19 protein-coding genes, 1 tRNA gene and 1 riboswitch are annotated in these 22,973 nt (G+C 67.1%); of the genes, 12 read left to right on the top strand and 8 right to left on the bottom strand.

Annotated features, from left to right (window positions below; translation table 11 throughout):
• Positions 1 to 3 precede the first annotated feature (3 nt).
• The 4 genes from AC3ANU_RS19275 (at position 4) to AC3ANU_RS19260 (ending at position 5,095) form a co-directional block, all read left to right on the top strand.
• A complete protein-coding gene (locus tag AC3ANU_RS19275) occupies positions 4 to 2,283 on the top strand; it encodes a gluconokinase, GntK/IdnK-type (protein WP_488315091.1) in 2,280 nt (759 codons plus the stop codon).
• A gap of 265 nt (positions 2,284 to 2,548) precedes the next feature.
• Positions 2,549 to 3,298, top strand: coding sequence for an SRPBCC family protein (locus AC3ANU_RS19270; RefSeq protein ID WP_488315090.1), 750 nt, complete (start codon positions 2,549 to 2,551; stop codon positions 3,296 to 3,298).
• A gap of 64 nt (positions 3,299 to 3,362) precedes the next feature.
• Entirely contained in the window at positions 3,363 to 3,884 is a 522-nt protein-coding gene (locus AC3ANU_RS19265) for a GNAT family N-acetyltransferase (RefSeq protein ID WP_488315089.1), read from the top strand.
• 176 nt (positions 3,885 to 4,060) lie between these two features.
• Complete coding sequence (locus AC3ANU_RS19260; RefSeq protein ID WP_488315088.1) at positions 4,061 to 5,095, top strand: zinc-binding dehydrogenase; 1,035 nt, start codon at positions 4,061 to 4,063, stop codon at positions 5,093 to 5,095.
• Positions 5,096 to 5,164: 69 nt separating this feature from the next.
• On the opposite strand, the gene AC3ANU_RS19255 is transcribed toward AC3ANU_RS19260, so the two are convergent.
• Positions 5,165 to 5,254 (bottom strand) — tRNA-Ser (locus AC3ANU_RS19255).
• Between the two features lie 150 nt (positions 5,255 to 5,404).
• Here AC3ANU_RS19255 and AC3ANU_RS19250 point away from each other — a divergent pair.
• From AC3ANU_RS19250 to AC3ANU_RS19235, 4 genes are all read left to right on the top strand, one after another.
• The gene (locus AC3ANU_RS19250; RefSeq protein ID WP_488315087.1) at positions 5,405 to 6,943 is read left to right on the top strand and encodes an HNH endonuclease signature motif containing protein; all 1,539 of its coding nucleotides are present in this window, start codon (positions 5,405 to 5,407) and stop codon (positions 6,941 to 6,943) included.
• A gap of 193 nt (positions 6,944 to 7,136) precedes the next feature.
• Entirely contained in the window at positions 7,137 to 8,177 is a 1,041-nt protein-coding gene (locus tag AC3ANU_RS19245; RefSeq protein ID WP_056389314.1) for a zinc-dependent alcohol dehydrogenase, read from the top strand.
• 2 nt (positions 8,178 to 8,179) lie between these two features.
• Positions 8,180 to 8,575, top strand: a complete 396-nt coding sequence (locus tag AC3ANU_RS19240; protein WP_018771245.1) for a 6-pyruvoyl trahydropterin synthase family protein — start codon at positions 8,180 to 8,182, stop codon at positions 8,573 to 8,575.
• Positions 8,576 to 8,577: 2 nt separating this feature from the next.
• A complete protein-coding gene (locus tag AC3ANU_RS19235; RefSeq protein ID WP_488315086.1) occupies positions 8,578 to 9,681 on the top strand; it encodes a glycosyltransferase family 4 protein in 1,104 nt (367 codons plus the stop codon).
• Here the strand turns inward: AC3ANU_RS19235 and tadA are convergent.
• The gene (gene tadA, locus AC3ANU_RS19230; protein WP_144600265.1) at positions 9,678 to 10,184 is read right to left on the bottom strand and encodes a tRNA adenosine(34) deaminase TadA; all 507 of its coding nucleotides are present in this window, start codon (positions 10,182 to 10,184) and stop codon (positions 9,678 to 9,680) included. The two genes, AC3ANU_RS19235 and tadA, sit on opposite strands and share 4 nt — an antisense overlap.
• 55 nt (positions 10,185 to 10,239) lie before the next feature.
• Here tadA and AC3ANU_RS19225 point away from each other — a divergent pair, with 55 nt between their 5' ends.
• The 3 genes from AC3ANU_RS19225 to AC3ANU_RS19215 all read left to right on the top strand — a co-directional run bounded on the left by AC3ANU_RS19225 (position 10,240) and on the right by AC3ANU_RS19215 (position 12,154).
• Positions 10,240 to 11,043: a phosphatase PAP2 family protein gene (locus AC3ANU_RS19225; protein WP_043425400.1), complete on the top strand. Its 804-nt coding sequence runs from the start codon at positions 10,240 to 10,242 to the stop codon at positions 11,041 to 11,043.
• 12 nt (positions 11,044 to 11,055) lie between these two features.
• Positions 11,056 to 11,691 (top strand): uracil phosphoribosyltransferase, encoded by a 636-nt coding sequence (gene upp / locus AC3ANU_RS19220; protein WP_018771241.1) that lies wholly within the window; start codon positions 11,056 to 11,058, stop codon positions 11,689 to 11,691.
• Positions 11,692 to 11,752: 61 nt separating this feature from the next.
• Positions 11,753 to 12,154: a glyoxalase superfamily protein gene (locus AC3ANU_RS19215; protein WP_488315085.1), complete on the top strand. Its 402-nt coding sequence runs from the start codon at positions 11,753 to 11,755 to the stop codon at positions 12,152 to 12,154.
• 95 nt (positions 12,155 to 12,249) lie between these two features.
• Here the strand turns inward: AC3ANU_RS19215 and AC3ANU_RS19210 are convergent, their stop codons facing one another.
• The 6 genes from AC3ANU_RS19210 to AC3ANU_RS19185 form a co-directional block, all read right to left on the bottom strand.
• Positions 12,250 to 12,963, bottom strand: coding sequence for an aggregation-promoting factor C-terminal-like domain-containing protein (locus tag AC3ANU_RS19210; protein WP_488315084.1), 714 nt, complete (start codon positions 12,961 to 12,963; stop codon positions 12,250 to 12,252).
• 5 nt (positions 12,964 to 12,968) lie between these two features.
• Positions 12,969 to 13,129: riboswitch (cyclic di-AMP (ydaO/yuaA leader) on the bottom strand.
• Between the two features lie 207 nt (positions 13,130 to 13,336).
• Positions 13,337 to 15,385, bottom strand: a complete 2,049-nt coding sequence (locus tag AC3ANU_RS19205; protein WP_488315083.1) for an ArnT family glycosyltransferase — start codon at positions 15,383 to 15,385, stop codon at positions 13,337 to 13,339.
• Between the two features lie 6 nt (positions 15,386 to 15,391).
• Complete coding sequence (locus AC3ANU_RS19200) at positions 15,392 to 17,533, bottom strand: ArnT family glycosyltransferase (protein ID WP_488315082.1); 2,142 nt, start codon at positions 17,531 to 17,533, stop codon at positions 15,392 to 15,394.
• The gene (locus AC3ANU_RS19195) at positions 17,530 to 18,876 is read right to left on the bottom strand and encodes a bifunctional glycosyltransferase family 2/GtrA family protein (protein WP_018771236.1); all 1,347 of its coding nucleotides are present in this window, start codon (positions 18,874 to 18,876) and stop codon (positions 17,530 to 17,532) included. Before AC3ANU_RS19195 ends, AC3ANU_RS19200 begins: the two co-directional genes overlap by 4 nt.
• A gap of 155 nt (positions 18,877 to 19,031) precedes the next feature.
• A complete protein-coding gene (locus AC3ANU_RS19190; RefSeq protein WP_018771235.1) occupies positions 19,032 to 20,507 on the bottom strand; it encodes a sensor histidine kinase in 1,476 nt (491 codons plus the stop codon).
• Between the two features lie 13 nt (positions 20,508 to 20,520).
• A complete protein-coding gene (locus AC3ANU_RS19185; RefSeq protein WP_018771234.1) occupies positions 20,521 to 21,261 on the bottom strand; it encodes a response regulator transcription factor in 741 nt (246 codons plus the stop codon).
• 226 nt (positions 21,262 to 21,487) lie between these two features.
• Between AC3ANU_RS19185 and AC3ANU_RS19180 the strand changes: the two genes are divergently transcribed.
• Positions 21,488 to 22,456 carry a hypothetical protein gene (locus AC3ANU_RS19180; protein ID WP_488315081.1) on the top strand — a complete coding sequence of 323 codons (969 nt, stop codon included), beginning with the start codon at positions 21,488 to 21,490 and terminating at the stop codon, positions 22,454 to 22,456.
• The last annotated feature ends 517 nt before the right edge of the window (positions 22,457 to 22,973 follow it).

The following is a 22,973-nucleotide window of genomic DNA, read 5'->3' as shown; positions in this document are numbered from 1 at the left end:
ACAATGATCAAACATCGCATTATCGTCATGGGCGTCTCCGGCTGCGGCAAGACCACCATCGGTGACCTCGTCGCCCGCGAACTGGGCGTCCCGTTCGTTGACGGCGATTCCCTCCACCCCGTGGAGAACGTCGCGAAAATGGCTGCGGGCACACCGCTGACGGACGAGGACCGCTGGCCATGGCTCGCAACGGTGGGCAGCAAGCTGGCGGCTGCCGGCGACGGTGGGCTGGTCCTGGCGTGTTCTGCCCTGCGCCGAAGCTACCGGGACGCCATCCGGGAACAGGCCCCGGACACCGTCTTCCTGCACCTGGACGGCAGCAAGGAGGTTCTGAAGGCGCGGACCGAGGGACGGACCGGGCACTTCATGCCTCCCGCGCTGTTGGAATCCCAACTCGCCACACTGGAACCTCTGCAGGAAGACGAGCGCGGCGTGGTGGTTGACATCGCCGCACCCGTTCAGGACGTGGTGGCGGAGGCACTCAAGGGGATTGCCGCCGTCGTACCTCCTGCCAAGGGGGCCGCGGGCACCAGGCCGCGCCAGTTCGACGTCGACCTTGCGGCAGCGCCATTCATGCTCGACGCCGGCGCGATCGCCTGGGTGGAAGGCACCATTGGTGCCATGACGCTCGAGGAAAAGATCGGGCAGCTGTTCATCAACCACAACAACGACTACTCGCCCGGATACCTCGACGGGGTGCTGGAAAACTACCACGTGGGCGGCATGCGGTACCGGCCCGGCCCGTCCGCCGCCGTCCAGGAACATATCCGCTACGCGCAGTCCAAGGCCCGGATTCCCTTGCTGATTGCCTCCAACCCGGAGATGGGCGGGGCCGGCAGCTGCGACGACGGCACGTTCGTATCCACGCACCTGCAGGCAGGCTCGCACCCGGACAGGAACATCGCCCGGCAGATGGGGCAGGTGGCAGGCGTGGAGACGGCTGCCCTGGGCTGCAATTGGGCCTTCGCGCCGATCGTGGACATCCACTACAACTGGCGGAACACCGTCATTTCCACACGGTCCTTCGGCAATACGCCCGAGGTGGTGGTGGAGCGCGCCAAGGAGTACTTCGACGGCATCAGCGAATCACCCACTGCCTGCGCCATGAAGCACTTCCCGGGCGACGGCATCGACGAGCGGGACCAGCACGTGGTCACGTCCTACAACACCCTCGGGTACGAGGAATGGAACCGGACCTACGGGCACGTGTACCGGGAGATGATCGCGCACGGCGTGCAGTCCATCATGGTGGGCCATATTGGGGCGCCGGAGGTCTCGCGGCATTTCCGGCCGGGTCTTCCTGATGCCGGGATCCTGCCGGCCACGTTGTCCCCGGAACTGCTGCAGGACCTGCTGCGCGGCGAACTGGGCTTCAATGGCCTGGTCCTCACCGACGCCTCGCAGATGGTGGGCCTGACGCAGGCGATGAAGCGGAAGGACCTGGTTCCGGCAACGATTGCGGCCGGCTGCGACATGTTCCTGTTCTTCCGGAACCCCGCCGAGGACTTCCAGTACATGCTGGACGGATACAAGTCCGGGGTCATCACCGAGCAGCGGCTGCACGACGCCCTGCGGCGGATCCTCGGACTGAAGGCATCCTTGGGGCTGCACCTGAAATCCGCTGACCACTTGGTGCCGCCGGCCGAGGCGCTGGCCGTGATCGGCAGTCAGGCGCACCGGGCGATTGCGGCCGAGATCGCCGACAAGACCGTCACACTGGTCAAGGACACGGCAGGGAACCTGCCCATCACCCCCGGGACTCATCCGCGGATCCGGTTGTACGGCATTTCCGGCGGTGCCGACTTCACGCGGGCAGATCCGCTGGCCTACCTGGACGTGGTGAAGGAGGAACTGGAGGCCGCCGGCTTCGAAGTGTTCTTGTACCGGACGGCTGAACAGCGCGAGGCGGCGGGGGAGACCGGGGTGAACTTCATGTCCGTCATCTCCGAGGAAGCCACCGGGGACTACGCGGAAAAGTACGACGCCGCATTTGTCTTTGCCAACGTCAAGGGCTTCGCCCAGGAGGCCGCCATCCGGATCAAGTGGTCCTCGCCGATGGCCGCGGAGATCCCGTGGTACGTCACGGAGGTGCCCACGGTGTTCGTGTCCCTCAACCAGCCGAACCACCTGATTGACGTGCCCATGGTGAAGACGGCAATCCACGCGCATGCCGGGACTCGGGAAGCCATCCGTGCCGCGGTAGAGAAGATCCAGGGCAAGTCCGCGTTCCAGGGAACGTTCAACGAGAACGTATTTTGCGGGTCGTTCGACACCCGGCTTTGAGCAGGTACTGAAGAAGGAGGCGCCGCCGCAACAGCGGTGGCGCCTCCTTCATGCCCGGAAGGCCAGGGCTGGGTTCCGGAGACCGCCACGTTCTTGGGCGCACTGCCTGATGACTTCTTGATGGGTGGTTGCCAGGCAGTTGCCTGCCTGGGACGTCAGTCGTTGCAGGGCGGCCGCAAGGGGGCCTTGGACTCTGTGGCGGCCAGATGATGGTTTGTAGGCTGCAAGGCATCGCGGAACCACCTCAACCAAAGGGAGGCGTGCCATGAGCAGCACGGCGTCGGATGTCCTGGCCTTCATTCGGCCGAAGACAGGCACGAATCATTCATCCACCCCTTCCCGCCGCCGGCTTTCCGGATTCCTTGGTGCTGCGGCCGCTGCCGGGCTTCTCACGCACGCCCTCGTGCCGCGTGCCCTGGGGACATGGGGAACCACGGAGCCCGAAAGAACAATGCCCCTTCCCGGGGACGAATTGATTCCCGATCCCGAGGACATCCAGACCATGGCGGTCACTGTCTCCGCCCGTCCCGAGCAAGTGTGGCCCTGGATAGTGCAAATGGGTGTGGACCGGGCCGGGCTGTATTCCTACACGGCGGTGGAGAACGGATTGCTGCACCTGGGTGTCACGAACGCGGACCGCATTCATCCGGAGTGGCAGGACCTGCAGGTGGGGGACATCATCGCCTTCACGCCGGAAGGCTACCCGGGCGGCCGGCGCGGGCCGCGCGTGGTGGAGCTGGAGGAGGGCCGCCACCTTGTTCTGGACTCAAGCCCTGGTGCCCCGCCCGGAAAGGTGACAGGAACCTGGCAGTTCGTCCTCCACGATGCTGGGGCTGCCGGTACCAGGCTGCTGCTTAGGACGCGCACGGGCCCGGGACGCCCTGCCGGGCTTCGTGTGACGGACTTCCTTCTTCGGCCCGGCTACCTGGTCATGGACCGCGCCATGCTCCTGGGCATCAAAAAGCGCGTCGAGACGGAAGCGCAGGGGCGTCCGCCGCTGCCGACCCCGCAGTGACGCCGTCCTGGACGTGGGCGACTATATGGGCTCGGCGTAGTGTGAAGCACTGGACTTTTCCTGTGTGATTGCCGAAGGTGTTGTGCTCCGTCCCGTCCGGGCGTCGGACGCAGAGGCGTTGGCGGCGGCGTTTCAGGAGAACCGGTCATATCTCGCCCCGTGGGAGCCTGTCCGGCTTGAGGAGTTCTACACCGTCCAGGGCCAGCGGGACGTGGTTGAGCGGCGGCTTGTTGAACTCGATTCGGGCACGGCACTTCCCATGGTGCTGGCACAACATGACGGTATCGTCGGGCTGCTGACCCTCAGCTCAATCGTGCGTGGCGCATTCCAGAACGCGCACGTTGGTTACTGGATTTCCCGCACAGCCCAAGGAAAAGGGCTTATGACGGCGGCAGTAGCGGCGGCCGTCAATATTTCACAGGCTGCATTGGGACTTCACCGACTCGAGGCAGCAACCCTGGTGCACAACACGGCGTCGCAAAGAGTGCTGGAAAAGAATGGCTTCGTGGCTTACGGAACGGCCCCCGACTACCTCCGGATAGCCGGCAGGTGGCAGGACCACCGGATGTATCAGCGGATTCTCTAATCCTGCGGAGACCGGCAGTGACGCCAATGCTCCCGGCAGCATCCGTGGCTGGCCAGCATGTGCGGCTTCGCGGCAGGACACAGGGGAGGGATTTCGATGCACCATCGCCGCGTGCGAAGATGTCGCCGGACTCCCGGCTGAACAGGACGGGACGAATTCGATGCCTGGAGGACACTATGCGCGCGATTGTCATGAACAGCATTGCCGGGCCGCTGGCGGTTCACGAGGTCGACGCCCCGGAGGCGCCTGCCGGCGGTGTGGTGATCACCGTCGTGGCCACCGGATTATGCCGCAGTGACTGGCACGCATGGGTAGGCCACGACGACATCGCTCTGCCGCACGTTCCAGGCCATGAGTTCGCCGGCGTTGTGGCCGTGGTTGGTTCGGGTGTGACCAGATGGACGGTTGGCGACCGCGTGACCGCACCCTTTGTGGAAGGCTGCGGCGCCTGCGAATGGTGCCTCGGCGGCAACGCGCAGGTCTGCCCGGAGCAGCAGCAGCCAGGCTTCACCCATTGGGGTTCCTTTGCCGAGCAAGTTGTGATCCATGCGGCCGACACCAATCTCGTGGCAATTCCCGAAGGGGTCAGCTTCGAAGCAGCGGCCAGCCTGGGATGCCGCTTCGCCACTGCCTACCGGGCGCTCACGGGCCGGGCCCGGCTTGCGGCCGATGAATGGGTCACCATCGTCGGGGCAGGCGGTGTGGGGCTCAGCGCCGTCATGGTTGCGAAGGCGCTCGGCGGAAAGGTTGTGGCTGTCGACCGGAACCCCGCCGCCCTGGAGGTGGCCGCTTCCCTCGGCGCAGACCGCGTATTGGTCGCGGACGGCTCGGACATCCCCGCACAGGTGCATGCGATCACGGGAGGATCCCATGTCTCCATTGATGCTGTCGGCAGCGAGCAGACGTGCGCCGACGCGCTCCTGAGCCTTCGTCGCCGTGGACGGCATGTCCAGATCGGCCTCCTCCCGCCCATGGAGGGTCACCCCCGCGTGCCTATGGCGCGCGTTATTGCCTGGGAACTGGATGTGTTCGGAAGCCACGGGATGGCTGCGGCCGACTACCCGCAGATGCTCGCCCTCATCGAGTCGGGGTCACTGGAACCGCAGAAGCTCATCGAACGCGTTATCGGGCTGACCGAGGCCGCTGACATGCTCCCGCAGTTCGACACTGTTAAGGTCGCGGGCATGACGATGATCGATCCCGCGCGCTGACGCTTTGGCCGCTGAGCAAAAGGCCCTGGTTTCCTTGATGTACAAGGGAGCCCAGGGCCTTTTCCTATATGGCGGTGACGGTGGGATTTGAACCCACGTTGGCTTTTACACCAAACAACATTTCGAGTGTTGCACCTTCGGCCGCTCGGACACGTCACCAACCTCAATAGGGTACCGGAGCATGGCCTGCATCCCCAAAACGGACGCACAGTGGGTGCCTATTGCGGGTTTCATCCAACCCAGCGCTGCCTGGGGGATGGGCGTTGGAGCAGGATCATAATTGTCGGACCCCCTTGCCATGATGGGTTTATGGGGAAAGCGGCGGTGGTGAGGGCGTTCGAGGAGATCCGTGCTGCCCTTGCTGTGCTTCAGGCTGAGGTGGATGGGGCGGGTCTGGAGGCGTTCGCGGATGCTGATGCGGTTTCTGATCCGCTGGCCGGTCTGGCCGGTGCCTGCCTGGACATCCTCGCCGGGGCCCGGGAGGTGGAGGCGCGGGTTGCGGGGGTGAAGGCGAAGGCTGCGGTGAGGTACGCGGAGGCTGCGCATGCTGTGGCGGGGCCGGACGTGCCGGTGGTGGCGCAGGAGATGGCGGTGGCGGCGGAGATCGGGTGCGTGCTGGCGTTGGGTCCGCGGGCCGCCGGGTCGTTCCTGGCCACCTCCCACGCCCTGACCAGCAGCTTGCCGCGGACTTTGGAGGCGTTGCAGTCCGGGACCCTGTCATGGCAGCACGCGATAGTGCTGGCCGACGAAACGGCGTCCCTTGATGCGGCCGGGGCGGCGGCGTTGGAGGCGCATTTCCTGCCACCCGATACACCGGACCCGGACGCCCCTAACCCGGCTCGCGGCTGCCCGGTTGGGGAGCTGCCGGCGCACCGGTTCCGGGTCAAGGCCCGGACCTGGCGGGAACGCCACCACGCCGAATCGATGGAGAAGCGGCACGCCAGGGGTGTGGCGGAGCGGCGGGTGGAGTTCCGGGCGGACCGGGACGGGATGGCGTGGCTGGGCGCGTACCTGCCCGCGGACCAGGCCATGGCTGGGTGGAACCGGCTCACCGCTGCCGCACGAGGTTTGCAGGGGCCGGCCGAGGACAGGACCATGCCCCAGTTGCGGGCTGACAGTTTCGCCGCCGCGATCCTCGGCAGCGGCGACATCCGGGGCGGCAGTACCAGTCTCAGCCGTGCCAGTGCCAGTGCCAGTGCCACTGCCGGCGTCGTGGCTGCTGCGGGGCCGGGCGCCGGTGCCGGTGGCACTGATAGCGCCGCATCCGGAACTGGCCACCGGCCGCCGCCGGTCCGCGCCGAGGTGCTGGTTACGGTTCCGGTGTTCGCGCTGATGGGTTTGACGGATGAGCCGGCGATGTTGGACGGGTATGGTCCGGTGCCGGCGTCGATGGCGCGGCGACTGGTCGCGGACGGGGCGGCCTCGTTTTACCGGGTGTTGGTGGATCCCCGGGACGGGGCGCCGTTGGAGATTGGCCGGAAGAGTTACCGGGTTCCCAGGGCGATGCGGGCCTGGCTGCGGATGCGGGACGGGAAATGCCCGTTCCCGGGCTGCAGCAACACCTCCCTGGACACGGAGGCCGACCATCTCCTCGCCTGGCACCACGGCGGCACCACCGGAATCAGCAACCTGGGACAGCCCTGTCCGAAGCACCACCGGCTCCGGCACACCACCGCCTGGAAACCCACCCCGGCCAGCACGAACGAACCACCGGGCTGGACCTCACCCACAGGCCGCCACTACACAAGCGAACACCAGGACTGGGAACCACCAAAGTGGCCACCCGGGTTCCTGCCCGGCGAACGAAGCCTCCTCGAAGAGGCACTGCTTAAACACCTCGGCGTCTAAGCCGAAGCTGCTGCACTGCCGCGTCTTCAGTCCGGTCCGCCCGCGCAAGTTGCGGCAGGTCCACGTCCCGGCGCCACCCTCCGCACCCGCCCCGCCTTGATGCTGGCACGGACGCCGCCGCGCGGCACCAAACCCCGCCATCCGCCGTCGGACTTTCCCCGCCACCGCGCGTCCGGTTAGATTCATCAGCAAGATGACAAATTCACAGACTCCGATCCACGCAACCGCTTACTGGACCACCGCCAAGGAACACGGCGAGCTCAGGGCCGAAGAAGTGCCCGCGCCGGGGCCGGGCGAAGCTTTGGTGCGTGCCCTGTACTCCGGCATCAGCAAGGGCACCGAAATGGTGGTCCACGCCGGAGCCGTGCCGCCACGTGTCGCGGAAGAGATGCGTGCCCCACGCCAGGAGGGAACGTTTCCAGGGCCGGTGAAATTCGGCTACCTCTCGGTGGGAGTCGTGGAGGAAGGTCCTGAGGAGTGGAAGGGCCGGCGCGTCTTTTGCCTGAATCCGCATCAGGACCTCTATGTGGTGCCGGTGACCTCTCTAACCAGGGTTCCCGACAGCGTTCCATCCCGGCGGGCGGTCCTCACCGGCACGGTGGAAACCGCAGTCAACGCCCTGTGGGAAGCCGGGCCTCGGCTGGGCGACCGGATTGCCGTCGTCGGAGCCGGCCTGGTGGGCGGCATGGTGGCTACGCTGCTGCGCACCTTCCCGTTGCAGCGCCTGCAGTTGGTGGACCTCGATCCGGGCAGGAAAAAGCTCGCGGACACCCTGGGCGTGGACTTCGCACACCCCGATGACGCCCTGGCGGACTGCGACATCGTGTTCCACTGCTCGGCCTCGCAGGAAGGCCTGGAGCGCAGCCTGCAGCTCGCCGGCGATGAAGGCGAAATCATCGAAATGTCCTGGTATGCCAACCGTGAGGTCACTGTGCCGCTGGGGGAGGACTTCCACGCCAGACGGCTGTCCATCAGGGCGAGCCAGGTGGGCATGGTGGCGCGTTCCCGGCGCCACAGGCGCACCAACGCGGACCGCCTGGACCTGGCCGTATCGCTGCTCAAGGACCCCGTCTTCGACGCGTTCCTGACGGGATCGTCCCGGTTCGAGGACCTGCCTGGCGTGGTCCAGAGCCTGGCGGACGGCAGCCTGGAAGCCCTGTGCCACGTCGTCGAATACCCTGCCGGCAGTCCCGCGCCCAGCCCAGCCACCCACACCCCCAAAGACTTGAGGTAACAATGTTCAGCCTGACCATCCGCCGCCACTTCATGATTGCCCACAGCCTTCCCCGTGAGGCTTTCGGCCCCGCCCAGGGCCTGCACGGTGCAACCTTCGTCGCCGAGGTGGCCTTCCGCCGTCGCGCCCTGAATGCCGACGCGATCGTCCTGGACATCGGCGCCGCCGGGACCATCATCGAGGAGGTGCTCGCCGGCCTGAACTACCGCAACCTGGACGAGCACCCGGACTTCGAGGGCAAGCTCAGCACCACGGAAGCCCTCGCCGAGTACATCGCCCGGAAGGTGGCCGCAGAGATCAAGGACAACGACGACGGCCGTGAACTCGCAGGACTGGAGGTCACCCTGCGCGAGAATCCTGACGCCTGGGCCACCTTTTCCCTGGACCTCACCGCGTAGCAATGCGTCCCATCCGGCTGCTGGTTCCCGGCAATATCCGCCACAGCTCAGGCGGCAACGTCTACAACGCGCGCCTGGTTGCGGGCCTGCAGGAACGGGGCGCGGAGGTGGAGGTGGTTGCCGTGGAAGGCAACTGGCCGGACGCCGGCGCCAAGGAACGACGCCGGCTGGCCACCCTCCTCGGAGCATGGGAACCTGAGGCACACCACGGGGAAGCAGTGGCCATCGTGGACGGCCTGGTGGCGGTAGGTGCCCCGGATGAACTCGAATACGCCGCGAAGGCGGGCGGGGAAACATGGGTCCTGGTGCATATGCCCGTTGAGGAAAGCTCCGGGGCCGCAGCCCTGGAACGCGAAGCGAGAGCCCTCCGTGCGGCAACCGGCGTGATCTGCACCAGCACGTCATCTGCATCCCTCCTCCTGGAAAGGGGGCTTTCCCGGGTCACCGTTGTCCTTCCCGGCGTCAACCCCGCACCCCTGGCCCAGGGATCCAGGCCGCCGCACGTGGCGGTCATCGCCGCGCTGCTGCCAAACAAGGACCAGTTGCTGTCCGTGCATGCCCTGGCCCGGATCCAGGACCTTGAATGGACTGCGTCGTTCGTGGGCTCCGAGCAGGCGGACCCGGACTACGCACGGGAGGTCCGGGCTGCCATTACTGCCCACGGGCTCCAGCGGCGGGTGCAGCTCACCGGCGAGCTCATTGGCGAAGCCTTAGAGGCCGAATGGGCGCGGACGGACCTGACCCTGCTGGTGTCGCGGCTGGAGGCTTTCGGCATGGCCGTCACCGAATCCCTGGCCCACGGCATTCCTGTTCTGGTCCGTGCCGGGACCGGGGCGGTGGAGGCGCTTGGCATGGGCGGGCTGGGAACGGCCGACGGCGAACCCCGCCTTCCGGGGGCAGTGCTTACCCTTCCAGACGGCGGACAGGAGAGTCCCGGCCGCCTGGCCAATGCACTGCGGGGTTGGCTGGTGGATGGAAAGACCCGGGAAAAATGGCGTTCAGCTGCGCTCGATGCGCGGACCAGGCTGCCGGGATGGAGCGAACCAGCGCAGGACGTGCTGGCCCTCCTGGAGGGACCCGGCGGACACGGGGAGCGGCAGGGCTAGAGGCTGCTCCGGTGGGCGGCGAAAAATTCGCGCAGCAGTAAAGCGCACTCTTCCCCGCGGACCCCGGGATACACCTCAACCCAGTGGTTCAGCCGGCGCTCGCGGAGGATATCGAATACCGATCCCGCAGCGCCGGCCTTCTCATCCCAGGCCCCGAACACAACCCGGGGAATCCTCGCCAGGACGATTGCGCCCGCACACATGGCGCAGGGTTCCAGGGTGACCACCAGCGTGCAGTCGGACAAGCGCCACCCGTCGCCCTGGCCGCCGCCGAGCCGTGCCCGTTCCTGCAGCCGTCCGGCCGCCTCCCTGATGGCCACCACCTCGGCGTGGGCTGTGGGGTCGCCCAGCTCCTCCCGCTGGTTGCGTCCCGAACCCAGAACGTCGCCGTCGGGCCCTATCACTACGGCGCCGATGGGCACGTCCTCCGTGTCGAGCGCACGGCGGGCCTCCGCCAGGGCAAGGCCCATCCAGGCCTCGTGTTTCTTTTCGGGCAAGGGCATGGCTCAATGATAGTTTCGGGGTTAGTCAGGTTACTTGCCGATGCCGGGAGGCACCATGGACACTCTTCGGGACCGATTGGGTATTTGGTTCAAACCCTATGCGGCGTTGATCCTCACCATCCTTGTGGGCGGTGTGGTCATCGTGTCCCTGGCGCTGCTTGGGGCAGAGGTCTACGACGATGTGGTGGACTCCGCTGGCCTGGCCAACCTGGACAAGCCTGCCCTTGCCTTTGCCGAAGGCCTCCGCAGCCCCGGCCTTGACTCCTTTGTCACCGGTTTCACCAACATCGGCGGCGGCATCGGGATGCCCATCCTGGCCAGCATCCTCACCGCGTGGTTGACCTTCCTGAGCCGGAACTGGCGTCCGCTGGTCCTGATCGGCGGTGCAGCGGCAGCGTCCGTCACCGCCACCACGTTCGGCAAGAAGCTGGTGGGCCGTACCCGGCCCGACCATGCGGACGCCGTCCCCCCTTACGAGGATTCGCCATCCTTCCCCAGCGGGCACACCCTGAACACCACCGTGGTGATCAGTCTGGTGATCTACCTCATCTGCCTTCAGTTCCACACCATGCGGGTCCGGGTTACCGCCATCACCGCCGGCTCGATCTTCATCATCGCCATGGGCCTGAGCCGGGTCTTCCTGGGCCACCACTGGCTCACGGACGTTATGGCCGGCTGGATCCTGGGCCTGGCCTGGGTGGCAATCGTTATCCTGGCCCACCGGCTGTTCCACCTGGTCCGAAGGCGCGAGCACGCAGGGGCAGCGCCGTCGTTCGACCGTCCCATCGTCCGGGACGTGGTGGCCGAGGAACTGCACGACGGCGAACACTCCGGACGCGGGAAGGGCAGCGCCGAGTGATAGTTTTGGGGGATGCGCACTCTCGTTGTTGACCACCCCCTGGTCGCCCACAAGCTCACTGTCCTGAGGGACAAGAACACGCCGTCGCCGGTCTTCCGCCAGCTGACGGAAGAGCTGGTGACCCTGCTGGCCTACGAAGCCACTCGGGAGGTCCGCACCGAGCCCGTCACCATCGAGACGCCCGTCAGCACCACCGTCGGCACCGCCTTCACCAAGCCCACCCCGCTGGTGGTTCCCATCCTGCGCGCCGGCCTGGGAATGCTGGAAGGCATGACCAAGCTGGTTCCCACCGCTGAAGTGGGTTTCCTGGGCATGGCCCGGGACGAGGAGACACTGGACATCATCACCTACGCGGAGCGCCTGCCGGAGGACCTCACCGGCCGCCAGGTTTTCGTCCTGGACCCCATGCTGGCCACGGGCGGAACCCTGCGCGAAGCCATCAAGTTCCTGTTCAAGCGCGGCGCTTCCGACGTCACCTGCATCTGCCTGCTGGCCGCCCCCGAGGGCCTGGCGCGGCTGGAGGAGGAACTGTCAGGGGCCAACGTGCACATCGTCCTGGCCTCCATCGACGAGAAGCTCAACGAGAAGTCCTACATTGTCCCCGGGCTGGGCGACGCCGGCGACCGCCTCTACGGCATCGCCGGGTAGCGCTGCTGCCCTGTTTGAACGGGCTCTTTCCCAACGGGTGTCCCGCCGCTAGCCTGTGCGGATGGACTGGAAACTCGAGCTTGTCTTTGTCCCCGTATCCGACGTTGACCGTGCCAAGGACTTCTACGTCAACAAAGTGGGCTTTAACGCCGACTACGACGAGCGGCCGTCGGACTCCATCCGCTTTGTGCAGTTGACGCCGCCGGGCTCGGCCTGCTCCATCTGCATCGGCGAAGGACTCGTCGACGCCCCGCCCGGCACGGGCTCCAACCTGCAGCTGGTGGTCAACGACATCAATGCCGCCCATGACCAGCTGAAAAACAACGGCGTGGATGTCAGCGACGTGGACGTGCAGGACTGGGGCCACTTCGTCTACTTTGCCGATCCGGACGGGAACAAGTGGGCTGTCCAATACATCCCGTGGCGGAACGACGGACAGGAAGCTGGTGAGGGCACCGGATAGCGCTGGTTAACCAAAGCGGCGGGCCGCATCGTGATGATGCGGCCCGCCGCTTTGGTGCAGTTCCCCGGCATCGCTGCCGCCGGGGGGAGGAGTGCCTAGTACCAGTTGTGGGACAGGTGGAAGTTCAGGGCACCACAGGGCGACTGGTAGCTCTTCTTGATGTAGTCCAGGCCCCAGTTGATCTGCGTGCGGTAGTTGGTGAGGTAGTCCGCACCGGCGCTGGCCATCTTCTCAGCGGGCAGGGACTGGACGATGCCGTAAGCCCCGCTGCTGGAATTGGTGGCCGTGGTGGTCCAGTCGGACTCCTTGGTCCACAGCGTCTGCAGGCACTGCATCTGGTCCGGTCCCCAGCCGAACGCGCCCAGCTGGCTGGCGGCGTACGCCTGGGCGCCTGCGGGATCGTTAACCGCGACGGCGGGAGCCGGCTCAGGTGCGGGGGCAGGCGCCGGGGCCGGGGCTGGCGCGGCGGGTGCGGGGGCTGCCGGTGCCGCTGCAGGGGCCGGTTCCGCTGCCTGCGGCGCCACGCTGATGGCAGCGGGAGCGGGGTTTGCTGCCGGGTTGGAGCGGATCTCGCTCTTCTCGATGCTCATTTGAGCGTCGGACGCCGACGTGGGAGGGTTGGATGCGGTGGATGACACCGGAGTCATGCTGCTGGTGGCCTGTCCTGCCGCGCCTACCCCCACCAGCACCGCGCAGGATACTGCCAGGACGGCGGCGCGCTGGCCCAGGGTGGTCTTTTTGGCCTGCTGCTTGGCCCTGTGTTTAGCCTTGGCCTGCAGCAGGCGTGCTTCTGCCGTGTTCTTGGACATGATTGATCGCCTCTCACACCTGCGGAGTTAGCTGTCGGGTTCGGATGAGGGCATCCGGCCATACGGAAAGATCACGTACTGGCTTAACCCCAAGGGCATTCAGTGCCCGGGACGGTGGGTCCCCCGCCTCTGCCGTAGCTCAATCGGAATCCGGGGAAGCGGCAGAGCTTGGCGTCGACCCGGGATATGCGGCCCGAACGGGGGCCGCACCCAATCGACGCTACAGGAAGTGCACGCGAAAGTCACATTTAGGTAACGGAAGTCACGATCCTCAGCGCGTTGATTTGCCGGATTCCCCGTTCGTAACCTCGGTCCCATTGGGGTATGGCCGCCCCATTTCATGAGCGCAGCGCGCCGACCGTTACAGTTCCCGTTACCCAGCCAACAGGTAGACGGTGGTGCCGCCAATGCTCTGCGCCGTGAAGTTGTTCGCCACCCACTGGGCGATCTGGGCGGCAGCGTCCGAACCGGTACTGGCCCGGATGGTTCCGCCTGTGATGAAGTAGTGGATCTTTCCCTGGGACACCAGATCCTGGAACTCCGCCAAGGTAGGGGCGGGATCTGTGCCGTTGAACCCACCCACCGCCATGACCGGCAGTTCCGTTGCCAACTGGTAACCGGCAGCGTTGTTCGACCCCACCACTGCCGCTGCCCAGGTGTAGCCCGAGGCGCCATTCCTGAGTGCTGCCACGAGTTCCGCGGACGGCGTGGGGGCGCCCAAGAGGCCTCCCACGGCCCCGCCTCCGCGACCACCGGCAGCAGCGGTTCCGCCGGGAAGTGTTCCCCCGGGCGCGCCCTGCTGGCGGGCCGTGTTTCCCTGGGTTGCTGGCTGCCTGGTGCTGCCTGTCCCGCTCCGGCCAGGGCCCGTCCCGCGAGGGGCGAAGCCCGACGAGGGCCCGGCACTGACGATCGCCGCGCTGTGCGTTGTCGACGCCGTGGAAAGGGAGTACGCCAGCGGCCCGGTGAGCGACGCCGCAATGGCGAGCGCCGCCGTCGTCCGCTGCACGGCACGCCAGCGCAGGAACCTGCCGAACGCCACGCCCGCTGCGGCCGCCAAGCCTCCGGAAAGGACCAGCCAACGCAGCCACGCGCCGTAGGCGGACGTGGTGCCCAGCAGCTGGAAGGCCATCAGGGCGGCCGCGGCCACCGCTGCGGCCAGCAGGAGTGCGGCGGGTGGCTGCTGCCGGTGCTGCCACAGGAGGACCGTGCCCAGCCCCGCAAGCCCGGCGATCCCCGGCGCCAGCGCCACGGCGTAGTAAGGGTGGATGATGCCGGCCATGAAGCTGAAGACCAGGCCCGTCACCAGCACCCACGAGCCCCAGATGATGACGGCGGCGCGCACCGCATCGGTCCGCGGGGCCCGCCGGCCCAACCACAGCAGGCCCGCCGCAAGGATCAGGGCGGACGGCAGCAGCCACGCGATCTGGCCGCCGAACTCGCTGTTGAACATCCGGAGCAGCCCGGGATCTCCCCAGCCGTTGCCGCCGCCCACACTGCCGGTCTCGTCGCCCGTCAGCCGGCCCAGCCCGTTGTAACCCAGCGTGAGCTCCAGGATGGAGTTGGTTTGCGATCCGCCGATGTAGGGACGCAGGCCGGCCGGCGTCAGCTCCACCGCCAGGAGCCACCACCCGGCGGAGGCCACCATGGCCGCTCCCGCCGCGGCCAGCCGGAGCAGGCGCCGCGGGAGACTGTGCGGGCCTGCCAGCGCGTAGGCGATTGCGAATCCCGGAACCACCAGCAGGACCTGCAGCTGCTTGGCCAGGAAGCCGAAGCCCAGGAACACTCCGGCCAGCAGGAGCCAGCGCAACCGGTCCTCCTGGACTGCACGGAGGACCGCGTAGGCGGCTGCCGTCATGAGCAGCACCAGCAGGGCGTCCGGGTTGTTGAAGCGGAACATCAGCGTGGCAACGGGGGTGAGGGCCAGGACGGCCGCGGCGATCAGTCCTGCGCGGTGCGCCAGGCGTGGATCGGCCGTGGCAGGCGACGCGGCCCGCCGTACGGCCAGGTAAAGCAGCCAGGCGGTGCCGACGCCCATCAGTGCCTGGGGGACCAGGATGCTCCAGGAACTGAGGCCGAAGATCCGGACGGACAACCCCATGATCCACAGCGACGCCGGCGGCTTGTCCACCGTGATGGCGTTGGCCGCGTCGGAAGAGCCGAAAAACCAGGCCGTCCAGTCCTGCGATCCGGCCTGGGCCGCGGCGGAATAGAACGCGTTGGCCCAGCCGGATGCTCCAAGGTTCCACAAGTACAGCACGGCGGTCCCGGCCAGCACCGCTGCCAGTTCCAGCCCCCGCCGGAGCGCCCGCGGGTCCGGCCGGTAGCAGGCCGGGACAGGATGATGCGCGGCGGCAGGAGCGCCGGCAGGGTGTCCGGTGTGGACCGACGCAGTGTGGACGGGCGCTGGGTAGTGGCTGGCCATGGAGTCCTACTTGGTGAGTTGGTACACGGTGGAGTTGCCTACGGTCTGGGCCTGGAAGTTGGCCTGGACCCAGGCGGCCACCTCGGAATTGCCGCGACCACCCATGCCGCCGCCACCCATGCCACCGCCTTGGATGAAGTAGCCGATCTCGCCCTTGGCCACCATGTCCTGGAACTCGGCGAGCGTGGGGTAGGGGTCACCGCCGTTCCAACCGCCCAGGGCAATGACGTTGGTGTTCGTGGCGAGTTCCAGGCTGGCTGCCTGGCTGGCGCCGGAGACGATCGCGGACCACTTCGTGGTGGTGGCCTTCAGGAGTGCCGCCACCGCCGCATCTGCGGATCCTTCGCCCGGGCCGCCGGCGCCCCCGGCACCCCCGGCACCTCCGGGGCCGGCTGCGCCGTCGAGGCCGCCGAAGGGATCGAGTCCACCCGCACCGTTGGCAGCGTCAGTGGCGGCCTCCCTGCCGTCAGCCCGTGCGCCGCCGAATCCAGCGGCACGGTTGCCGAAGCCACCCGCGGACGAACCCGCCGGGCCCGACGTCGGAATGGAACCGGAGTGGGCGGAAGCAGCGGTGGCGAGGGTCCACCCCGCTGTCCCAAGACCGCCGGCCAGGAGGGATACGACGACGACGGCGGCCGCACCGGCCCGGCGGAACCGTCCGGAGGCGCCCAGTTTCGAGGTGCCCGGTTTCGAGGTGCCCAGTGCGTCGAGGCGGAGGAGGATTGCGGCGGCGGCGAGGACGCCGAGCACGATGATGGCGACCCGCAGCCAGGGGAGCCACGACGTGTCGCGGCCCAGCAGGACTGCCGACCACACAGAGGTGCCGAGGACGGTCACGGCGAGGACGATCCGGGCCGGCCAGTAGCTGCGGCCACGCCAGAGCTCCACTGCGCCTATGCCCACCAGCGCTGCGATCGCCGGCGCCAGTGCCACCGAGTAGTAGGGATGGACAATGCCGCTCATGAAGCTGAAGACACCTCCGGTGACCACGAGCCAGCCGCCCCACAGGATCAGGGCCGCGCGGCCCGGGGAGGTGCGTACTTCCCGGCGCGTGAACCAGAGGCCTGCCACCAGCAGGACCAGGGCGGCGGGCAGAAGCCACGAGACCTCACCGCCAAAGCTGGTGCCGAACATCCGCAGCAGCCCGGCCGCCCCGCCGAATCCGGCGTTGCCGCCGCCGAAGCCGCCTCCGGGACCGCCGGCAGCAGCACCCCCGGCCCCGCCGGGCATGCCCTCGCCGGAACCGGTGAGACGGGCCAGCCCGTTGTAGCCGAACGTCAGTTCAAGGAAGCTGTTGGTGCTGGACCCTGCCATGTACGGCCGCTCGGAGGCCGGTGTCAGCTGGAACAGGGCGATGTAGCTGCCGGCAACCACGACGATTCCGCCCAGCGCGCCAAGCAGGTGCACCAGCCGGCGCCCCACCGGCGTGGGTGCGGCCCACAGATAGGCCAGTCCCAGCGCGGGAACAATCAGGAAGCCCTGCAGCATCTTGGTCAGGAATGCCAGGCCAACCACGGCGCCGGCGGCCACCAGCCACTTCCAACCCGCCCTCTCAATGGCGCGGGTGGTGAAGTAGGCAGCAAGCACCAGGCACAGGGTGAGCATGGCGTCCGGGTTGTTGAACTTGAACATGAGCGCAGCCACCGGCGTCAGCGCCAGGGCAGCGCCGGCCAGCAGGCCTGCGGCAGGTCCCGAGACGCGTTTGACGGCCAAGTAGAGGAACCCGACGGCGGCCACCCCCATGAGTGCTTCCGGCACCAGCATGCTCAGTGGTGAAAAACCGAAGATGCGCCCTGCGAGGGCGGGGATCCAGAGTGCTGCCGGCGGCTTGTCCACCGTGATGGCGTTCCCTGCGTCCAGCGAGCCGAAAAGGAACGCCGTCCAGTCCTTGGTGCCGGCCTGGATGGCGGCTGCATAGAAGGAGTTTCCGTAGCCGGTTGCTGCCAGGTTCCACAGATACAGGACCGCCGTGGCTGCCAGGAGCCCCACGGCGGAAGGCCTCACCCAGCGGGGCTGCGCACCGAAGGCGTAGCGGGTCCAGCGGGGTGCGGTATCGGCCGCCCCGGGGGAGGAGGCAGCGTGGCCGGATGGCGACGGCTGCCGGCCGGCGGGTGAGCCGGCGTCCGCCGGCGAAATGGTGGAGGTCATGATGCTGCCGTTTCTGTCGAAGTGGGGGCGTCTTTGGTGGTCCGGTTGCCGTGGTTGCCGCGGAACACCCAGAGCCGGAACAGCAGGAACCGGACCGCCGTGGCTGCCAGGTTCGCCGCCACAACGGTGAGGACTTCCACCCACCGGTCAGGCGTCGTCGTCCGGTGTACAAAGGCGAGTGCTCCGGAGGTGAGCAGCAGGCCGATGCCGAACACGATCAGCCCTTCGAAGTGGTGCCGGACCGGGTTGCCGCCCTGGATGCCGAACGTGAAGCGCCTGTTGGCGCCAGTGTTGGCCACGGCGGTGATCAGCAGTGCAAGGAAGTTGGCCAACTGCGGGTCCATGAATCCCCGGCAGAACACGAAGATCAGCAGGTACGCCAAGGTTGAGGCGGCGCCAATCGCGGCGAACCGGACCAGCTGGCCGAAAAGGCTGCTGCCGCGTGTCTGCTCACCGGACCGCGAGGACGCCGGGATCGGACCCCGTGCCAGGGCTGCGCGCAGTTCCGGGACCGGGATGCGACCGTAGACCAAGTCGCGGGTGAGCCGGGCCATTCCCCTCACGTCGGCCAGTGCTGTGCGTACCACGTCCACGCTGGAATCGGGATCGTCGATCCAGTCAACGGGGACCTCATGGACACGCAGGCCGCAGCGTTCGGCGAGGACCAAAAGCTCGGTGTCGAAGAACCAGGAGTTGTCCACGGTGTAGGGCAGGATCTGCTGGGCGACGTCGGCGCGGATGGCTTTGAACCCGCACTGCGCGTCGCTGAACCGCGCGCCCATGAACGAGTGCAGCATCATGTTGTAGCTGCGTGAGATGAACTCCCGCTTGGGCCCGCGGACGACGCGGGAGTTGCGGGTCAGCCGGGTGCCGATGGCGAGGTCCGAATGCCCGGAAATCAGGGGCGCCAGCAGCGGCGGCAGGGCGGCGAGGTCGGTGGAAAGGTCCACGTCCATGTAGGCCAGCACCGGTGACGGGGAGGCCAGCCACACTTTGCGCAGGGCGTTGCCGCGGCCCTTCTCATCCAGGTGGACCGCCACGAGCTCAGGGAACTCCCGGGCCAGCCGCTCGGCGATCTTCAGGGTTCCATCCGTGCTGGCGTTGTCCGCCACGGTGATCCGGAAGCTGTGTGGAAAGGTATCCAGCAGGTGCCCGTGGAGCCGGCGAAGGCATTCCTCAAGGTCACGTTCCTCGTTGAAAACGGGAATGGTCACGTCAAGGACGGGGACGGTGGTACGGGTGTCCACGGGTGCGCGCCGCGCGGCATGTCCGCGGGAAGGAAGGCCCGCCGGGGCCACCGCGGCGTCCGGCAGGGTTCCTGAAGTGGAGTCGGTGAGCGTCATGGATCAACAGTGGCGCCGCCGGATTTGAGGGCTTTAGGCGCAACCTGTGATGTGCCTGTGTAACTGGCGCTGTGTAACTGGCGCTGTGCAACCGGCGCTGTGCAACTGGCGCGGGCTTGGCCTTCAGTGGCCACCGCCCTCTGCGTGTGTGGCGGTCAGGCGGCGGCGGGTCCGGGCACGGGAAGGCGGACCGCAAACTCGGTCCTGCCTGGCCGGGACACCAGTTCCACCGTGCCTCCGTGGGCCATGACGATGGATTCGACGATGGACAGGCCCAGGCCCGACGAGCCTTCTGAGCCTGAGCGGGCGGCGTCGGCCCGGGTGAAGCGCGAAAAGATGTTGCCCTGGAATTCGGCGGGGATGCCGGGCCCGTCGTCGGTAACCGTCACCACCACGCTCCCATCGGCCGAGCGCATCAACCCGGTGGTTACGGTGGTGCCGGCCGGTGTGTGCTTCCGGGCGTTGGACAGCAGGTTGGCCAGCACCTGGTGCAGCTGGGTGGCATCCCCGCGGACCGTGACGGGCTCGTCGGGCAGCGTCAGCTGCCACGTGTGGTCCGGGGCCATGACCTTTTCATCGCTGACGGTTTCCACCACCAGCTGGGTAAGGTCCACATCGGTGGTTTCGGTTGCCTTGCCCTCATCAAGCCTGGCCAGCAGGAGCAGGTCCTCCACCAGCGCGGTCATGCGCTCGGACTGGCTTTGGACGCGGCCCAGTGACTTCCGGCCGTCCTCGGTAAAGGTCTCGGTCATGCGCATCAGCTCGGTGTACCCGCGGATGGCGGTCAGGGGCGTCCTGAGCTCATGGGAAGCGTCCGCAACGAACTGGCGCACCTTCATCTCGCTGCGCTGCCGGGCTTCCAGGGCGCTGGAGACGTTGTCCAGCATCAGGTTCAGGGCATGGCCCACGCTGCCCACCTCGGTGGTGGGATGCGCTGCGGACGGCGGTACGCGCACGGCAAGCGCCACCTCGCCGGCGTCGAGGGGCAGTTTGGAGACCTTGGTGGCGACGTCGGACAGCTGTTCCAGCGGACGCATGGTCCGGCGGATCAAGGCAGTGCCCGCAAGCCCGATCACGACCAGGCCGCCCAGTGACACCAGCACCATCGTGAGCACCAGCGAGGCCTCGGTGCTTTGTTTCGTTGCCAGCGGCAGGCCGGTGATCACCACGTCGCCGTAAGGGGTGGCCGTGGCCATCAGCCGGTAATCGCCGTTGGACAGCTTGCGGTCCACGGGAAGGCCATTGCGGGGCAACGCCTGCAGGGTGGCCACATCGGCGGAAGTCAGCGCCGTGCGGGTGGCATCGGAAGACAGGAAGCCCGCCTCCCGGCTGACCTGGCCGCCCACCACCCGTGCGTTGAGCGTCCCCACACTCTGGCCCCGGGCATCGAGGGGGTCCGGTCGGCCGGACGGGTTGCCCTCCGGCGGCCGTCCGCGGGAGGCCAGCATCAGCTGCGAGTCCAGCTGGTTGGTCAGGACCACATCCATGGAGGCGTAGCTGACCACGCCGATGGCGCTGGAGATGGCCACCAGGAGCGCCATGGAGAGCAGGATCAGGCGGGTGCGGAGGTGCCAGGTGGACGGGTTGAACCAGGACCGGCCGGTGGGCCGGGGGACACCGGAAAGAGACACGCGTATCCTTTGGCTAGTCTGCGGGCTTGATGACGTAGCCTGCTCCGCGCACGGTGTGGATCATCGGCGGATGGTTGGCTTCGATCTTCTTGCGCAGGTAGGAAATGTACAGTTCCACGATGTTCGCCTGGCCGCCGAAGTCGTAATCCCAGACGTGGTCCAGGATCTGGGCCTTGCTGACCACGCGCTTGGGGTTTTCCATCAGGTACCGGAGGAGCTCGAACTGTGTTGCCGTCAGCTGGATCCCTTCCCCGGCACGGGTGACTTCACGGGTGTCCACATTGAGCACCAGGTCGCCGACCACCAGTTCGGCAGTGTCCATGGCGGCCACGCCGGAACGCTGCACCAGCCGGTGCAGGCGCAGCAGGACTTCCTCCATGCTGAAGGGCTTGGTGACGTAGTCGTCCCCGCCGGCGGCCAGTCCCACAATGCGGTCCTGGACGTCGTCTTTGGCCGTCAGGAAGAGCGCAGGCACCTCCGGCGCAAAGGCGCGGATCCTGCCCAGCAGCTCCACGCCGTCGAACCCCGGCAGCATGACGTCCAGCACCAGGACATCCGGGTGGAAGTCCTTGGCGAGCTTGACGGCAGTGGGACCGTCCGCTGCCACGGCCACAGACCAGCCCGCCATGCGCAGGCCCATGCTCATGAGCTCGGACAGGCTCGGCTCGTCATCCACCACCAGGGCACGGATCGGCGACCCGTCCGGGTGGGTGAGCTGGGGAAGGTTGTTGGTCATGGAGTGCGGGGATGCCATGGGACAACTCTCCGATCTGTCGGTTTGCCGACGCTTTGCCGTTGCTGTGCTCCAGCTGTGAGGTCCAGCCTAGCCACCTGAACCCAACGCAAGCTCTGCCCTGGGAATGCGGCCCCGAAGGTCACAGGCAGGCTTGGCCTGCCGCACAGCCGCCGCACAGCATGGCGGCAGACCCTGTTGGAACAACAGCATCACCACCATCAGTTTCAACTTCTTGGAGAAAGCCATGGATCAGCAAGACGACCGCGCCGTCCCCGGGGCATCGGGGCAACCCGGCGCCTCAGGACACACGCCCCAGCCGGCTCCAATCTGGGGCGGGGCAGCCGACGGCACGGACCGGGACGGGGCAGCCACAGGATGGCGTGTCCCCGCAGGCAGTACCAGCGGCCGCGGGGAGCCGGCCCGGTCACCCCAGGGGCAGCCTGTGCAGGGTTGGGGTTCGTCCGCTTCCGCTGCGCCTACCGCAGGCTGGGGAACGACGGCGGCACCTGGCCAGGTGCCAAACGCCGGCGGTGGGTGGGGCGCGCCGCAGCCGTACGCCTCCGGCACGTCTTCCCGTTCCGGTAAAGGAAACTGGACCGCGAAGAAAGGCCTGTTGGTAGGCGGCGTGGCGGTGGTTGTGGGCGCCGCGGCCGGTGCCGGCGCCTACGCTGCCGGAAACGGTGCCACTGCGGCGTCCGCGAACAACGGCCAGGGCACAGGTGCCGCGGGCCAGTTGGGCCCGGGAGGACAAAGCGGCATGACCGGACAGGGCGGCATGATGGGCCCCGGCGGCCAAAGCGGCATGGACGGCGGAATGGGCATGGACGGCGGCCCCGGTGGCCTGGGGATGGGAGCGGCCGGCCTGAACGCTGCCGTCCACTCCGAATACGTGGTCCTCCAGGATTCGACCTACGTGACCATGGCGGGCCAGACAGGCACGGTCACGGAGGTTTCCGCGACCTCCCTGACCGTCAGGAGCGGGGACGGCTTCTCCCGTACCTATGCGGTCGGTTCCGGCGTGCAGGTCACGCAGGGAATGCGGCAGCGGGGCAGTGCATCCACCAGCAGCACGCTCAGCATGTCCAACGTGACCACGGGAGCGGGCGTCCGGGTGACGGCCGTGAAGGATTCGGACACCTACACCGCCCAGACCATCCAGCTGGCAACATCCGGCACGGCAACCACTCCGGGCTCCGGAGCAAGCAGTAACTGACACGCAAAGACGAACGGGGCGAACCATGTGGGGCCGGGCACCCGACGGTCCCGCGGCAAAAAAATTCTGGAGGAGAGGGAATGTCGGCTGGACAGGAGCGGAGCCTGGCCAGCCGATTCTATGTCAAACGGTTGAATTTCAGAGAGATTCGGTCAAATCTGATTCGAGCGAATAATGTTCTGCAAACGGGTAGATAGAAGGCCATCCACCGGATAAGCATCAAAAATAAATCCCTCTTCCGAAATAGTGATCTACCGCACAATCCTGCGTTTCGTCTCACAATGCGGACGATTTGGTCCATTGTTACTTGCAAGTTGGCATTGTTACGCTGCACACTTCCAATGTGAACAAGAACTCAACAGCACCTGCAGCCGCAGAATATTGGCCCAGCACATCCGCTGCTGCCGACATGCGCTGTTGTCGAATGCACGCCTGACCTTCCCACCCAACGAAGTTCTTAGGCATTCGCCCCCAAGCCCAGCGTCGGGCGCCCATCCCCGGTTCCTGTGACGGGGAA

This window comes from Arthrobacter sp. SDR-2R (assembly GCF_057747955.1).
Note: the sequence above shows the minus strand (reverse complement) of the source record. Positions and strands in the feature narration are given on the sequence as shown.

What these genes read in the sequence shown, in the direction of transcription:
- AC3ANU_RS19275 (WP_488315091.1), top strand. Translation starts at nt 4, where the DNA reads ATGATCAAACATCGCATTATCGTCATGGGCGTCTCCGGCTGCGGCAAG.
- AC3ANU_RS19270 (WP_488315090.1), top strand. Translation starts at nt 2,549, where the DNA reads ATGAGCAGCACGGCGTCGGATGTCCTGGCCTTCATTCGGCCGAAGACA.
- AC3ANU_RS19260 (WP_488315088.1), top strand. Translation starts at nt 4,061, where the DNA reads ATGCGCGCGATTGTCATGAACAGCATTGCCGGGCCGCTGGCGGTTCAC.
- AC3ANU_RS19250 (WP_488315087.1), top strand. Translation starts at nt 5,405, where the DNA reads ATGGGGAAAGCGGCGGTGGTGAGGGCGTTCGAGGAGATCCGTGCTGCC.
- AC3ANU_RS19245 (WP_056389314.1), top strand. Translation starts at nt 7,137, where the DNA reads ATGACAAATTCACAGACTCCGATCCACGCAACCGCTTACTGGACCACC.
- AC3ANU_RS19240 (WP_018771245.1), top strand. Translation starts at nt 8,180, where the DNA reads ATGTTCAGCCTGACCATCCGCCGCCACTTCATGATTGCCCACAGCCTT.
- AC3ANU_RS19235 (WP_488315086.1), top strand. Translation starts at nt 8,578, where the DNA reads ATGCGTCCCATCCGGCTGCTGGTTCCCGGCAATATCCGCCACAGCTCA.
- tadA (WP_144600265.1), bottom strand. Translation starts at nt 10,184, where the DNA reads ATGCCCTTGCCCGAAAAGAAACACGAGGCCTGGATGGGCCTTGCCCTG.
- AC3ANU_RS19225 (WP_043425400.1), top strand. Translation starts at nt 10,240, where the DNA reads ATGGACACTCTTCGGGACCGATTGGGTATTTGGTTCAAACCCTATGCG.
- upp (WP_018771241.1), top strand. Translation starts at nt 11,056, where the DNA reads ATGCGCACTCTCGTTGTTGACCACCCCCTGGTCGCCCACAAGCTCACT.
- AC3ANU_RS19215 (WP_488315085.1), top strand. Translation starts at nt 11,753, where the DNA reads ATGGACTGGAAACTCGAGCTTGTCTTTGTCCCCGTATCCGACGTTGAC.
- AC3ANU_RS19210 (WP_488315084.1), bottom strand. Translation starts at nt 12,963, where the DNA reads ATGTCCAAGAACACGGCAGAAGCACGCCTGCTGCAGGCCAAGGCTAAA.
- AC3ANU_RS19205 (WP_488315083.1), bottom strand. Translation starts at nt 15,385, where the DNA reads ATGGCCAGCCACTACCCAGCGCCCGTCCACACTGCGTCGGTCCACACC.
- AC3ANU_RS19200 (WP_488315082.1), bottom strand. Translation starts at nt 17,533, where the DNA reads ATGACCTCCACCATTTCGCCGGCGGACGCCGGCTCACCCGCCGGCCGG.
- AC3ANU_RS19195 (WP_018771236.1), bottom strand. Translation starts at nt 18,876, where the DNA reads ATGACGCTCACCGACTCCACTTCAGGAACCCTGCCGGACGCCGCGGTG.
- AC3ANU_RS19185 (WP_018771234.1), bottom strand. Translation starts at nt 21,261, where the DNA reads ATGGCATCCCCGCACTCCATGACCAACAACCTTCCCCAGCTCACCCAC.
- AC3ANU_RS19180 (WP_488315081.1), top strand. Translation starts at nt 21,488, where the DNA reads ATGGATCAGCAAGACGACCGCGCCGTCCCCGGGGCATCGGGGCAACCC.